The organism is Marinobacter alkalisoli (genome assembly GCF_045449855.1).
Lineage (GTDB): Bacteria > Pseudomonadota > Gammaproteobacteria > Pseudomonadales > Oleiphilaceae > Marinobacter.
The window spans coordinates 1-12,601 of sequence record NZ_JBJJLC010000008.1 but is presented as its reverse complement, the minus strand read 5'-3'; the positions used below and the strand labels follow the sequence as shown (position 1 = coordinate 12,601).

Annotated in this window: 12 protein-coding genes and 1 tRNA gene; 7 read left to right on the top strand and 6 right to left on the bottom strand. The window is 58.9% G+C overall.

Going from position 1 to position 12,601, the window contains the following annotated elements; all coding sequences use genetic code 11:
* Window positions 1-16: 16 nt before the first annotated feature.
* On the top strand, window positions 17-1,306 hold the full coding sequence (locus ACJO5Y_RS04865) for a M18 family aminopeptidase (protein WP_406985301.1): 1,290 nt from the start codon (window positions 17-19) through the stop codon (window positions 1,304-1,306).
* Window positions 1,307-1,362: 56 nt separating this feature from the next.
* Here ACJO5Y_RS04865 and ACJO5Y_RS04860 read toward each other — a convergent pair.
* Window positions 1,363-1,438: transfer RNA gene (locus ACJO5Y_RS04860), tRNA-Asn, on the bottom strand.
* A gap of 70 nt (window positions 1,439-1,508) precedes the next feature.
* On the opposite strand from ACJO5Y_RS04860, the gene ACJO5Y_RS04855 reads away from it, so the two are divergent.
* Window positions 1,509-2,513, top strand: a complete 1,005-nt coding sequence (locus ACJO5Y_RS04855; RefSeq protein WP_406985300.1) for a YheT family hydrolase — start codon at window positions 1,509-1,511, stop codon at window positions 2,511-2,513.
* Window positions 2,514-2,555: 42 nt separating this feature from the next.
* Here the strand turns inward: ACJO5Y_RS04855 and ACJO5Y_RS04850 are convergent, their stop codons facing one another.
* Complete coding sequence (locus tag ACJO5Y_RS04850; protein ID WP_406985299.1) at window positions 2,556-3,197, bottom strand: arylesterase; 642 nt, start codon at window positions 3,195-3,197, stop codon at window positions 2,556-2,558.
* Window positions 3,198-3,280: 83 nt separating this feature from the next.
* Between ACJO5Y_RS04850 and ACJO5Y_RS04845 the strand changes: the two genes are divergently transcribed.
* Both ACJO5Y_RS04845 and ACJO5Y_RS04840 read left to right on the top strand, forming a co-directional pair.
* Window positions 3,281-3,973: an ABC transporter ATP-binding protein gene (locus ACJO5Y_RS04845; RefSeq protein WP_406985335.1), complete on the top strand. Its 693-nt coding sequence runs from the start codon at window positions 3,281-3,283 to the stop codon at window positions 3,971-3,973.
* Window positions 3,973-6,459, top strand: coding sequence for an ABC transporter permease (locus ACJO5Y_RS04840; RefSeq protein ID WP_406985298.1), 2,487 nt, complete (start codon window positions 3,973-3,975; stop codon window positions 6,457-6,459). Before ACJO5Y_RS04845 ends, ACJO5Y_RS04840 begins: the two co-directional genes overlap by 1 nt.
* 8 nt (window positions 6,460-6,467) lie before the next feature.
* Here ACJO5Y_RS04840 and ACJO5Y_RS04835 read toward each other — a convergent pair whose 3' ends face one another.
* The 4 genes from ACJO5Y_RS04835 to ACJO5Y_RS04820 all read right to left on the bottom strand — a co-directional run bounded on the left by ACJO5Y_RS04835 (window position 6,468) and on the right by ACJO5Y_RS04820 (window position 10,599).
* Complete coding sequence (locus ACJO5Y_RS04835) at window positions 6,468-7,190, bottom strand: substrate-binding periplasmic protein (RefSeq protein WP_406985297.1); 723 nt, start codon at window positions 7,188-7,190, stop codon at window positions 6,468-6,470.
* A gap of 253 nt (window positions 7,191-7,443) precedes the next feature.
* The gene (locus ACJO5Y_RS04830) at window positions 7,444-8,631 is read right to left on the bottom strand and encodes an iron-containing alcohol dehydrogenase (protein WP_406985296.1); all 1,188 of its coding nucleotides are present in this window, start codon (window positions 8,629-8,631) and stop codon (window positions 7,444-7,446) included.
* Complete coding sequence (locus ACJO5Y_RS04825) at window positions 8,631-9,176, bottom strand: hypothetical protein (RefSeq protein WP_406985295.1); 546 nt, start codon at window positions 9,174-9,176, stop codon at window positions 8,631-8,633. Before ACJO5Y_RS04825 ends, ACJO5Y_RS04830 begins: the two co-directional genes overlap by 1 nt.
* 199 nt (window positions 9,177-9,375) lie before the next feature.
* Window positions 9,376-10,599 carry a M48 family metalloprotease gene (locus tag ACJO5Y_RS04820; protein WP_406985334.1) on the bottom strand — a complete coding sequence of 408 codons (1,224 nt, stop codon included), beginning with the start codon at window positions 10,597-10,599 and terminating at the stop codon, window positions 9,376-9,378.
* A gap of 244 nt (window positions 10,600-10,843) precedes the next feature.
* On the opposite strand from ACJO5Y_RS04820, the gene ACJO5Y_RS04815 reads away from it, so the two are divergent.
* From ACJO5Y_RS04815 to ACJO5Y_RS04805, 3 genes are read left to right on the top strand one after another with little or no spacing between them, the layout of a single operon-like run.
* A complete protein-coding gene (locus ACJO5Y_RS04815) occupies window positions 10,844-11,581 on the top strand; it encodes a DUF599 domain-containing protein (RefSeq protein ID WP_406985294.1) in 738 nt (245 codons plus the stop codon).
* Between the two features lie 19 nt (window positions 11,582-11,600).
* Window positions 11,601-12,071, top strand: a complete 471-nt coding sequence (locus tag ACJO5Y_RS04810; RefSeq protein WP_406985293.1) for a PaaI family thioesterase — start codon at window positions 11,601-11,603, stop codon at window positions 12,069-12,071.
* Window positions 12,068-12,502: a PaaI family thioesterase gene (locus tag ACJO5Y_RS04805; RefSeq protein ID WP_406985292.1), complete on the top strand. Its 435-nt coding sequence runs from the start codon at window positions 12,068-12,070 to the stop codon at window positions 12,500-12,502. Before ACJO5Y_RS04810 ends, ACJO5Y_RS04805 begins: the two co-directional genes overlap by 4 nt.
* Window positions 12,503-12,601: the final 99 nt, after the last annotated feature.

Below are 12,601 nucleotides of genomic sequence, written 5' to 3'. Positions count from 1 at the left end.
GTTAATCAGGAGCATCATGGAACACGCGCAGTTTAATCACGGTTTGCTGAATTTTCTCGATTCCTCCCCAACCCCCTGGCACGCGGTAGCCACCATGAAGGCCCGTCTCGACGAGGCCGGTTTTACCGAGCTGGATGAGAAAGACGAGTGGTCGCTGGAGAAGGGCCGGGGCTATTATGCGATTCGTAATGGTTCATCGATTGTGGCGTTCCGGACCGGGCAGGGTGATGTTGTAGAGAAGGGCATTCGCATGGTCGGCGCTCACACGGACAGCCCCTGTCTGAAGGTGAAGCCGAACCCGGAACTGCGTCGTAAAGGGTTCTTCCAACTGGGTGTCGAGGTTTATGGCGGTGTGTTGCTGAACCCGTGGTTTGACCGTGACCTGTCACTGGCCGGCCGCGTCACCGTTCTGGATGAGAGCAGCGCGGTACAGGATGTCCTGGTGAATTTCCGCAAGCCGGTGGCGTTTATTCCCAGCCTTGCCATCCACCTGGATCGTGAAGCCAACAGCAACCGGAGCATTAATGCGCAAACGGACCTGCCACCGGTGATGATGCAGGTGCCGGATTCCGACACCACCACGTTTGCCTCGCTGCTGGAGCGCCAGATTGCTGATGAATCCGGCATCAGCGTCCGCAAGGTTCTTGGTTATGAGCTGAGTTTCTACGATGCCCGTGGTGCGTCATTCGTGGGGCTGCGGGACGAGTTTATCGCCTCGGCGCGGCTGGATAACCTGCTGAGCTGCTACATCGGTCTGCAGGCGTTGCTGGACACCTCCGGCGACGAACCCGCGCTGCTGGTGTGTAACGACCACGAAGAGGTGGGCAGCATGTCGGCAGAGGGCGCTCAGGGGCCGTTCCTGTCTACGGTTCTTGATCGCTGGTGCGGCGACGGAAGATCCCGCGCTATTGCCCGCTCGATGATGATCTCGGCTGACAATGCCCACGGCATTCACCCCAACTACATGGATCGCCACGACGAGAACCACGGCCCGCTGATCAACCAGGGGCCGGTGATCAAGGTGAACCACAACCAGCGTTATGCCAGCAACAGCCGATCCGCCGGGGTGTATCGTCACATCAGTGACGAGCTGGGCTTGCCCCACCAGACGTTTGTGGTACGCAGCGATATGGGTTGTGGCAGCACCATCGGGCCGCTGACAGCCGGGATCCTTGGGGTGACCACGCTGGATATCGGCGTGCCCCAGTTGGGTATGCACTCGATTCGTGAGGTGGCCGGCACCGAGGACGGCTATACTCTGTATCGTGTATTGCAGGATTTCATGCAGCGGCCTCAGGTTATCTGAAGCCCGGAACGAAAAATGCCGCTGTTTCGTTGGAAACAGCGGCATTTCGGAATAAGTGGCTCCCCGAGCTGGGCTCGAACCAGCGACAAACGGATTAACAGTCCGTTGCTCTACCAACTGAGCTATCGGGGAACAGCTAAGTGGCGCGAATAATAAGGGCTTTATTCGTTGGGGTCAACCCTCTGAATTAAAAGGTTAAAATTTGTACTATCAGTCTGCTCCCCATCCGGTGCCGCCGGATATTGGCAAACAGGCGTTCCGTTATCGGCCGCCACCGTGGCTTCGCAACGGTCACCTGCAATCGGTGTGGCCAACGCTGTTCCGCAAGGTGGCCATGGCCGAGCCGGAGACAGAGGTACTCACCACCAGTGATAACGACGAACTGCACCTGGACTGGTACCGCCAGGGCAGTAACCGGCTGGCGATCCTGTCCCATGGGCTTGAGGGTCATAGCCGCAGACCCTACATTCTCGGGCTGACCCGGGCGCTTTTAACGGCGGGATGGGATGTTCTGGCCTGGAACTTCCGCTCCTGTGGTGGCGTGATGAACCTGCAGCCCCGCTTCTACCACAGCGGTGCAACGGAAGACCTGGACCGCGTGGTGCGCCACGGGTTGTCACGAGACTACAGGACAATATTCCTTTCCGGTTTCAGTATGGGCGGTAACCTCACCCTGCTGTACCTCGGTCAGCAGTCGGAAAGGGTGGACAGCCGCATTTGCGGTGCGGTTGCCTATTCCGTGCCCTGTGACCTGGCAGGTAGCGCGGATGAACTGGCCAAACCCAGCCGGAAAATTTACATGCAGCGATTCCTGAGGGATCTGCACGTAAAAATGCAGGAGAAGGCCCGGCGCTTCCCGGACCTGATAGATGTAACCGGCTTCGAGAACATTCGCAGCTTTCACGAATTTGATAACCGTTACACCGCGCCATTACATGGCTTTCGGGATGCCGCTGATTATTGGGCCAGCTGTTCCGCCCTTGGCAAACTGAAGGATATCCGTGTGCCTTCGCTGATGGTGAACGCGGCTGATGATCCGTTCCTGTCGCTCCGGTGTTTCCCGGAATCAAGGGACCTGCTAGGGCAGCATGTTCGCGTGGAAGCGCCACGCTGGGGTGGCCACGTCGGTTTTGTTGAACACGCCCGGGACGGTTATTACTGGTCCGAGCGCCGCGCCGTGGCCCATATCCAGTCGGTGGTGGGTTAGTCCGAAACGGATGACGGTGCCGGGTGGGCCCGGCACGCTGGCTTATTTCAGCAGTGGCGCCAGTTTCGGCCAGATGTTGGCCAACAACAGGCTTTGCGCCTCGGCGGTGGGATGAATGCCGTCACTCTGCATCATGCCGTCCTGGTTGTAGATGCCTTCGAGAAAGAATTCGACCAGCCCGGTGTCATACTGTTCCGCCAGTTTCGGGAAAATACCGGCGAAGGCGCGGGTATAGCGTTCGCCATAGTTGGGGGGAATCTGCATGCCCACAAGCAGCGGATGGGCGCCGGCTTCGCGTACCTGTTCAATCATTTTTGCCAGGTTTTTCTCGATCACACCCGGCGGGAATCCCCGCAGGCCATCGTTGCCGCCGAGCTCGATCACCACCACTTCCGGCTCGTTCTTGTCGAGCAATCCCGGCAGCCGGCGCAAGCCGCCATCGGTAGTTTCCCCGCTGATGCTGGCATTGACGACGCGCCAGTTTTCCAGGCCTTCGGCATCCAGCCGGGCCCGTAACAGCGCCACCCAGGCTTCGTCGGATTGCACGCCATAGGCGGCGCTCAGGCTGTCCCCGACAATCAGCAAGGTGTTCGGAGCCTCGTCCTGATTGGCCTGAACCTGGGTAAAGGCGCAAAGAAAAGCGAGGAAAACTATTGATCTCAGACGTAAAAATACCGTATCCATAGACAACCTGTTAAAGACCCAAAATCGTTGGAGACTCCGTGAGCGACCAGACCGAACATAACCCAGGGGGCCGCAAGCCACCCATGTTGAAAGTCAGTGACCTGACCCACCGCGTCAGTCTGGAGACTGATACGTTGACGATCTTGCAGGGGGTCAGTCTGGAAATCAATCGTGGTGAATCCGTAGCGATTGTCGGGCGGTCCGGATCGGGCAAGACCACGTTGCTGGGTTTGCTGGCGGGGCTGGATACGCCCACGGAAGGCACCGTGGAACTGGACGGGGCGGTGATCAGCAAACTGTCCGAGGACGAGCGTGCCAGGCTACGGGCCCACAGAGTGGGGTTCGTGTTTCAGTCGTTCCAGCTGCTACCAGCGCTGACGGCGCTGGAAAACGTGATGCTGCCCCTGGAGCTGGGGGGGCATGATGCCCCGCAGAAAAAAGCCCGGGAGTTACTGGAGCGCGTAGGGCTGGGCGAGCGTCTCAGCCATACCCCGCGTCAGTTGTCCGGCGGTGAACAGCAGCGGGTTGCCATTGCCCGGGCCTTTGCGTCGGATCCGGTGGTGCTGTTTGCGGATGAGCCCACGGGCAACCTGGATAACCGTACCGGGCAGGCGGTGTCGGACCTGTTGATGGCATTGAACCGGGAGCAGGGCACCACGCTGGTCATGGTGACCCACGATGAGCATCTGGCTGTTCGCTGTGGTCGCCAGTTCAGTATCGAAGCAGGCATTCTCACCGAACCAGACACCCGTACAACCGAGGAGCCGGTAATCTGATGGCGGCTTCCCGTAAACTGATGTCCATACGCCGTGACTGGCGCGAGCGTGACGTGCGCGTTGTGCTGGCGGCCCTGATGATTGCGGTTGCTACGGTCGCCACGATTGCGCTGTTCGCCAGCCAGCTGCAACGCACGCTGGTGTCCTCGGCCAGTTCGTTTCTGGCAGCGGACCGGCAACTGGAAGCCGAGAATGGTCGTCCGATTCCTGAGGGCTGGCTGACGGAAGCCCAGAGCCGCCAGCTGGAAACCGGGCAAATGGTGGAATTTTCCACCATGGTGTTCGGGGCGGACAATTTCCAACTGGTATCCATCAAGGCGGTCAGCAATGAGTATCCGTTGCGTGGCCAGGTCGAATATCAGCAGGGGCCGGATGAACCCCGGCAACTGGTGTCGTCGGGCCCGGGCCCAGGTGAGGTCTGGATTAACCCGCGGCTGCTCCGGCTATTGGACACCAACGTGGGCGACACCCTGGAAGTGGGTAATCTGGAGCTGGAAATATCCGGCCTGCTGGTGCGCGAACCCGATGGCGGCTTCCGCCTGTCGGCCCTGGCGCCGCGGGTGATGATGCATGCTGACGACGTAACGGACACCGGTGTAATCCAGGAAGGCAGCCGGGTGGAATACGTTTACCTGTTCGCCGGCGAGGAAGCGGCACTGGAAGGCTATTACCGCTGGCTGCAACCGCAACTGGAACCCAGCCATGAATGGGAAGGCGTGCGAGACGGCGAAACCTTCTCCCGTTCCCTGGAGCGGGCTGAGCGCTTCCTGCTGCTGGGCGGCAGCCTGGCGGTCATGCTGGCCGCCGTCGCGGTGGCCGTTGCCAGCCGTCAGTATGCGCTGTCACAGCGGGATACCGTGGCACTGCTGAAAACCCTGGGGGTCAGCAGTCATGGTATCGGCAAACTGTATTTGCAACGCCTGGGGCTCTGGGGCGTCGCCGGCGCGGTTGGCGGCCTGGTGATTGCCTTGCCGTTGTACTGGCTGCTGTCCAGATTGCTCAGCGATGCGCTGGAGCGGCCGGTGGATTACCAGCTCGACCCCGCCGCACTGGCGCCGTCTCTGTTGACAGCCCTGGTGTCGCTGTTTGCCTTTGCCTACCCGCCCATCCGCCGTTTGCGCAATGTGCCGGCCATGCGGGTACTGCGTTCCCAGCCCGGGGAATCCGGGCGGGAAGCGCTACCGGATCTTGCTATTGCCCTGGCGGCCATCTTCGGACTGGTGTGGATGTACGCTGGCGAAGTGTCCCTGGTTCTGGCATTGCTGGGTGGGCTGATGCTGTTACTGGGTACCCTGGCGCTGCTCGGATGGCTGATGGTGTTGAGCCTTCGCAAAATCAGTGGTGGCGGTAATGCCTGGCGTCTGGCCCTGGTTGGCCTCTACCGCCACCGGAGAGCCAGCCTGTCCCAGATTGCGGTATTCGCCATGACGCTGATGCTGGCGGCAACACTGATCCTGGTCCGAACCTCTCTGCTGGAGGACTGGCAGGCACAGCTGCCGGAACATACCCCCAACCATTTCCTGATCAACATTGCCCCGGATGTGGTTGAGGACATCGACGCGTTCTGGCAGGAACGCGGTCAGCCGCTGGATGAGATGTACCCGATGGTGCGTGGCCGGTTCACCGAGCTGAACGGAGAACCGGTCAAGGAAGCGGTCACCAAAGACGAACGGGTGGGCGCGCTGAACCGGGAACTGAACCTGACCTGGATGGAATCCCTGCCGGCGGATAATGAAATTATCGATGGTACCTGGTTTACACCGGGTCAGACCTCCGGGGTGTCCGTTGAGGCGGAGCTGGCGGAAAAGCTGGGGCTGAAAATCGGTGACGAGCTGACCTTTACCATCGGCTCAGAGAAAGTGACTGAACCTGTCACCAGTATCCGCACGGTGCAATGGGACAGCATGAAGCCCAATTTCTACATGGCCTTTCCACCGGGGGGCGGCCTGGAGGAAATGCCGGCCACCTGGATTACCAGCTTCTACCTGTCTCGGGGCAATAAAAACGCTCTCAACGAGTTTTCACGCCAGTACCCGACGGTCTCGGTGCTAGAGATTGATCACATCATAGAGCGGATACAGGATATTGTCCGGCAGGTGACCCAGGCCATCGAAGCCATTCTGGCGCTGATCCTGGCGGCGGCGCTGGTGGTGATGGCTGCGGTGGTCAGCGCGACACTGCGGGATCGGCAAAGGGAAGGGGCGCTGTTGCGGACCCTCGGCGGACGTCAGTCCCTGCTGGTCCGCAGTACCATGTTGGAATTCGCGTTGCTGGGACTGTTTGCCGGTGTGTTGGGTGTCGCGGCTGCGGAAGCTGCTGTCTGGGCCCTGCAGTTCCGCATGTTTGAAGGTCAGTTCCAGTGGCACTGGGCGGTGGTATTGCCCATTCCGCTATTCAGTGCGGTGGTTCTTGCGCTGTTCGGACGCTGGCAACTGAGGCCGGTGCTGAGTGTGTCTCCGATGCTGTTGCTGAGGCGCCTGGAGTAATCCGGCGCTCAGCGGTAGCGTGACAGGATCTCTTCGAGTTCGCCATTCGCGCGCATGTTGGCGAGCTCGACATTGAATCGTTTGGCAAACTCCCCCCAATCCTTGCGGAGCATCAGGCGGAATCCGTAATTGCTGATGCTCTCGGCGGAGGTCCGGAAATCCTTCTGCCATCCTTCATTGAGAAGGATCCACTGACCAACCAGCCGGTCAGCCACGACCGCGTCAAAGTGTTCTCCGTGGAGCACGAAGGTGAACATGTCCCGGTCGCGGGATACGTCAAAGCGCTTGATCGCGCCGGACTCGATATGGGGTTCCAGCACAGGGTAGACATAGCCCAGGTGAGTGACCACGGTTTTCGAGAAGAGATCTTCAGGCGTCCGGTACTGCAGGTCGGAATCCGTGGGAATAAAAAAGACTTCCTCAATCGCCACAATGGGATCGGTAAACAGGAACTTATCCGGATTGTCCGTCCATTCGATCGCCCGTGGCGTGCCATCGATATACCCCCGCAACAGCATCTTGTCCACTCGTTTGCGGGGAATCATTTCCGGGATGACTTCATACCCGATACGTTGAGCAATCAGGCTGACTACATCCCACATGATGCCAGAGGGTTGGCGCCCGTCCAGGATCAGGTACGGAGGGTATCCATTGGGAGAAACATTGAATCTGAAAGTTTTACTGTCGTCTTCAGTTTCACTGGTGGTTGCTGACGCGATGCCTGTCATCATAAAGGTAGAAATCAGCAGCAGGAGTGAGAACAGAGGGAGTACAGCGGGGAAGCTGGATGTTCGGTTTGGCATAAGAAGGAAGGCCCTGATGTCGGAAACGAGAACTTACCCGGCACATCCTTGCCAGCTTTTGGGCAATTGTTACTTTTTTGTAAGACCTTTTCAATGATTTGATTGGCATGTTTTGAAACGCTGGCAATCAGCCTGCATTGGTACAGCCCGTAGGGCGGACTGTACCAATGCACTTTCCGGATTATGCCCAGGCGCGTCGCAGAACTTCGCGAGCGTCCTCCAGGGACACTTCTTTCGGGTTGAACATGATGGCGCCATCGTCCAGCGCCAGTTCGGCGATCTGGTCGAGCTGTTCCTCGACTACTTTGCCAGCCTCTTTCAGGGTACGTGGCAGCTGGCAGTGCTTGTACAGAGCATCCCGCAGGCGTCGAATGGCGGAAATGCTGGCCTCGGCCCGGCGGGCTGCCGGGGTGGCTGCGTACACGTCCGGGCCGTCCAGATACAGCAGCAGTTCACCCAGCGGCTCGCGGATGGCTTCGATGTTGTACTCCAGCACGTAAGGCAGGTACAGGCTCATACATAGGCCGTGGGGCAGCTGGCAGATGGCGCCAGTCGCGTGGCCCAGGGCGTGCACCAGACCCACCATGGAGTTGGAGAACGCAATCCCGGCCATAGTGGAAGCCTGGGCCAGCTCCAGCCGGCCATCAGTGTCTTTCGGGTTTTCCATCACCGATAGCAGAGAGGCGCTGATCTTCTTGATCGCTGCCGTGGCGTAGGCATCACTGAGCGGGTTCTTCGCCATGCAGGTGAAGGCTTCGATCGCGTGGGTCATTGCGTCCATCCCGGTCGCCGCGGTGATGTGAGGCGGCAGAGTCAGGGTCATGCGGGGATCGATGATCGCCGCGTTCGGCAACAGGAACGAGGATGTGAACGGCAGTTTTACGTGCTTTTCGGTGTCGGCAATCACCGCCACCGCAGTCACCTCGGAGCCGGTACCGGCAGTGGTTGGCACCACAAAGAACGGCTTGAGCGGATGCTTGAGCACGCCGGCGCCGGCGTACGCGGCAATGTCATCACCACCCTCGGACACCAGGATGTTAACGGCCTTGGCGGTATCGATGGCGGAACCGCCGCCTACGGCGATGATGGAGTCACACTTCTCGGAACGGTAAACGCCAGCAATGTCACGCACCACGCCGGTGGACGAGTCCGGCGGAACGTCGTCGTAAATGCTGACGATTTCCAGTCCGCTTTCCTCGCAGGCAGAGATAACCGGGTCCAGCAGGCCGGCGGCGCGCACGCCTTTGTCAGTCACAATCATCGGGCGCTTTGCCGCCATCCCGGTCAGTTCGTAAGGGATATGCTCCAGCGCGGCCTTACCGGCGATCACCTTAACCGGGCAAAAGAACTCATAGTATTTGTTGGTCATTATGTTCTCACCGTTTCGACAAAATTGGTTGCGACTTTAAGGTAGATCCGTGCGGCACTGATCAGCTTTTCCGGCAGGTGCAGGTTGGCGGGGTATTCCTTGACCGCCCGTTTCGCGACCAGCTTCGGCAGAATGAAGGCTTCCAGCCGGTTCAATACCCGGGTCATGCGGATCGCGTAGCTGATGTCACCATCCACCAGCATCCTGTCGTTGGCGAAGGCCACGGAGGTCTTTTCCTGAAACGACAGCACCATGAACGCGTGGGCTATGTGCTTGAACTGGATTGACAGATCCACCGGCCGCGGGGCGCTGCTGCCGTGGTAGTGGAAGCGGCCGCAACCGGTATGCTCAACGATGAGGCTGGAGCCGTTCGGCATCACCATCATCTCAAACAAAAAACCGTCCGGAAGGGCAGAGGCTTCCTGCTGGACCTGGGCATCCACTTCGCTTACCGCCTGCAGTGCCCGGCCCATCACCTGGAACATCAGCTCCACATAAAGTCGTCGCGCCTGGAAAACCATCGGTTGGATACGTTTCGCTAACATGGCAATCGTCCGATTGTTGTTGGTGTAATCTGATTTTTAGAGTTTTTGCTCTAAAAGTCAATGCGGTCAGTGACAGGCTTTGTCCGTCAACAGGGCAAAACGCGGGGTAGGAGTAGGGAACAGGGGGTAGGGAATCGCGCGTCCAGATATAGAAAGGCCCGGGCATTGTCCGGGCCTTTGCGAAAGTGATGGTCAGCGGTTACTGGGTCAGGCTGGCAAGCTTCCTTTTGGCCTCTTCGGCCACTTCGCCACCGGCTTCCGCCGCCGTGCTGTAGTACCTGATCGCATCATCGCGACGGTTCTGTTTCACCGCCACATCACCCAGGCGAAGGAAGGCGATGGAGGTCGGAACCACCTCGTTGGCTTTGGTGAGGTTGTCCCGGGCTTTGTCGAGCTTGTTCCGGTCAAGGGCATTGAGACCGTTATAGAGGCGGTAACTGAACATCTCGGGGTACAGTGACACAGCCTTTTCGAAGTCGGCCTCGGCTTTCGCCATGCTATCCTGCTCCTCGTAAATGCGGCCCCTGAGTGTGTAGAACATGGCCTCGTCCGGTTCAATACGGATAGCCTCATTGATTTTACCCAGGGCGGCGTCCATGTCCCCTTCGCTGGCCAGCTTCAGGGCAGCGTCGTGGGCCTCGTATGCGGGTTTGAGCTTTCTGGCCTTGGCCAGTTTCCTGTCGTACACATCCTTGCCACGGTAACCACCGGCACCGTACTGCTGAACCAGTTTGCGGTTCTCCTCAACCCGTTTCTGTGAAGGAGGGTGGCTGGCGAACAGACCGTCAATAAAGCTCGACTGGCGACCTTCCGACAGCTTCACAAACAGTTCCTGAAGCTCCACGGCGGCCTGGGGATCGTAACCGGCCTCGACCATGTACTCGATACCGTAGCGGTCGGACTCCAGCTCATCACCCTGGCTGTACTGGGCCTGAATCATCTGGGCACCGAGAGCAGCACCCCCCATGACCAGGCCGGCCCATTCATTATCCGACAGCGCAAAACCCAGCCCCGCCACGCCGGCACTGATCAACATGCCTTGTTGCATGCGCTGTACACTGTGACGTGCGGCAGCGTGGACAATCTCATGGCCGAGCACGGAGGCCATCTGGGCCTCATCCTCCAGTTCGGTCAACAGCCCGCGGTTGATGGCTATCTTGCCACCTGGCAGGGCCCAGGCATTGGGGACGCTGCTGTTCAGCACCACGAACTCGTAGGGCAGGTCGGGTCGGTCACTGACTTTGGCCAGCTTTTGGCCCACTTCATTCACGTAAACCGTCAGGTCCGGATCCAGATAGAACTGGCCACCCTGGGTTTGCTGGGTCGGTGTGTATTGCTCGGCGCCGATGGAAAGTTCCTGGCTTTCAGGAATCAGCGATAACTGCTTTTCCCCGGTCACCGGATTCACGGAACATCCGGCCATGGCAAAGAGCAGGGCGATCAGGGGCAGGCAGCGAAAGAACGGCCGGTTCGTCACGGTAAACTCCTGTTATCAGTCCTTGATCCGGGGTGAGTATAATCCCGGGTGCTTAGGGTCAGTTTATACCACATCCGGTGATTAGCGGTTATAGCCATCGTGCCCGTGTCATCTGGAGAGACCCTCTCGCGAAGTGTATGATAAGGCCCTTGTTAACCTTCCTTTTTCTGATTCCGCAAATGGGACCTCCATGGTTGATTATCTGGAACTGATTGCTTTGGCCTGGTTTCTGGTGTGCTGGATTGGCTACACCGAGTATTCCCGCCGTAAAGCCAATGACCGACCGTGCCTGTCCAATACCCTGGACCTGTACCGGGAGGATTGGATGCGGGGGATGCTGCGCCGGGAGAACCGCATTCCGGATGCGTCGGTCGTGGGCAACCTGGAGCGTAACGGCGCTTTCTTCGCGTCCAGTTGCCTGCTGATCCTGGCGGGTATTATCACCGCACTGGGCTACACTCAGGAAGTGATGGAGGTGTTCAGTACCCTACCGTTTGGCAACCTGCCCAGCCGTGCGATCTGGGAGTTGCGGATGGTGGTTTTGCTGGTGGTGTTTATCTATGCATTCTTCAAGTTCACCTGGTCCATGCGCATGTACAACTTTGTGGCTGTGCTCATCGGGGGCGCACCATTACCGGAGGACACCAAAATCAGCCCGGCAGCGCGAGAAGCCTTTGCCCAGAGCGCAGCACGGGTATGCAACCTGGCGGGCGATGCGTTCAACCTTGGATTGAGATCCTATTACTACGCCATGGCGGTGGTGGCGTGGTTTATCCACCCGGTGGCGTTTATCGCGGGCTCTACCCTGGTTGTTGTCGTTCTGTACCGCCGGGAATTCCGTTCCAACGCCTTGCATGCCCTGCGCGGCGGAAAAGTATTTGAAGAGCCCGCGGCTAAAACCGATGCCGTTCCGAAATCCAGCAGTTAACCGATCTGGCGATACTGAAATGACTAATGACATCCGACTGAACCGGGTTCGCCGGTTCATTGAAACCCTGAACCAGGCCCGGGAACTGGGTTTGACTGTTGAAGAAGCCGGGGATGGCGTACTGACCATGTGCCTGCCATACAGCGACCGTATCATAGGTAATCCGGACACCGGTGTGATCCACGGCGGCGCCATCACCACGCTGATGGACACCACCTCCGGTTCGGTGATCATCTGCGCCCTTACGGATTTTGAGCTGTGCCCGACACTGGACCTGCGGGTGGACTACATGCGCCCGGCAGAACCTCACAAGCCAGTGTATGCCCGCGCGGAAACCTACAAGATCACCCGCAACATCATCTTTACCCGTTGTGAGGCCTACCAGGAAGGCGGCGAGACTATCGCCAACTGTGTCGGCACCTTCATGCGCATCGGCAAGGAAGCCTCGCCCAAAAGTTTCCGTGATCTGATTACCGGAGGTGATGTATGACCGACCCTGAGATCCTCCGTTACACCCGCGAAAGCGGCGACTTTTCCCGCCTGTTGGAAAGCGTTCCCTACGCCGGATTCATCGGCCTGGAGTGCGACCGTTTCGGCGACGACCTGATTTTCCGTTTGCCGAAAAAGGAAGAAAACCTGGGTAGCCCGATCCTACCGGCTATCCATGGTGGTGTGATCGGCGGTTTCATGGAAATGTCCGCCGCCATCTACCTGATGATGTCCCAGGACAGCCTGCGCATGCCCCGCATCGTGGATTTTTCCCTGGATTACCTGCGCGCCGGCCTGAACCGCGAAACCTTCGCCGAGTGTCGCCTGACCCGTCAGGGCAACCGAGTGGCTAACGTAATGATCACCGCCTGGCAGAAATCCCGTTCTGAGCCGATTGCCACTGCACGCGCCCACTTCCTCCTGGAAGACTGACTTTCCGTCAAAACCGGGGCTTGAAATGCCCCGGTGTGCCCCCATTTCCTCTTCATATTTCATTCCGTGCATGAAGCGAGTGCGGATGCGTTGCCGAAA

What these genes read in the sequence shown, in the direction of transcription:
- ACJO5Y_RS04850 (WP_406985299.1), bottom strand. Translation starts at nt 3,197, where the DNA reads ATGGATACGGTATTTTTACGTCTGAGATCAATAGTTTTCCTCGCTTTT.
- ACJO5Y_RS04865 (WP_406985301.1), top strand. Translation starts at nt 17, where the DNA reads ATGGAACACGCGCAGTTTAATCACGGTTTGCTGAATTTTCTCGATTCC.
- ACJO5Y_RS04805 (WP_406985292.1), top strand. Translation starts at nt 12,068, where the DNA reads ATGACCGACCCTGAGATCCTCCGTTACACCCGCGAAAGCGGCGACTTT.
- ACJO5Y_RS04815 (WP_406985294.1), top strand. Translation starts at nt 10,844, where the DNA reads ATGGTTGATTATCTGGAACTGATTGCTTTGGCCTGGTTTCTGGTGTGC.
- ACJO5Y_RS04835 (WP_406985297.1), bottom strand. Translation starts at nt 7,190, where the DNA reads ATGATGACAGGCATCGCGTCAGCAACCACCAGTGAAACTGAAGACGAC.
- ACJO5Y_RS04840 (WP_406985298.1), top strand. Translation starts at nt 3,973, where the DNA reads ATGGCGGCTTCCCGTAAACTGATGTCCATACGCCGTGACTGGCGCGAG.
- ACJO5Y_RS04845 (WP_406985335.1), top strand. Translation starts at nt 3,281, where the DNA reads ATGTTGAAAGTCAGTGACCTGACCCACCGCGTCAGTCTGGAGACTGAT.
- ACJO5Y_RS04830 (WP_406985296.1), bottom strand. Translation starts at nt 8,631, where the DNA reads ATGACCAACAAATACTATGAGTTCTTTTGCCCGGTTAAGGTGATCGCC.
- ACJO5Y_RS04820 (WP_406985334.1), bottom strand. Translation starts at nt 10,599, where the DNA reads ATGGCCGGATGTTCCGTGAATCCGGTGACCGGGGAAAAGCAGTTATCG.
- ACJO5Y_RS04810 (WP_406985293.1), top strand. Translation starts at nt 11,601, where the DNA reads ATGACTAATGACATCCGACTGAACCGGGTTCGCCGGTTCATTGAAACC.
- ACJO5Y_RS04825 (WP_406985295.1), bottom strand. Translation starts at nt 9,176, where the DNA reads ATGTTAGCGAAACGTATCCAACCGATGGTTTTCCAGGCGCGACGACTT.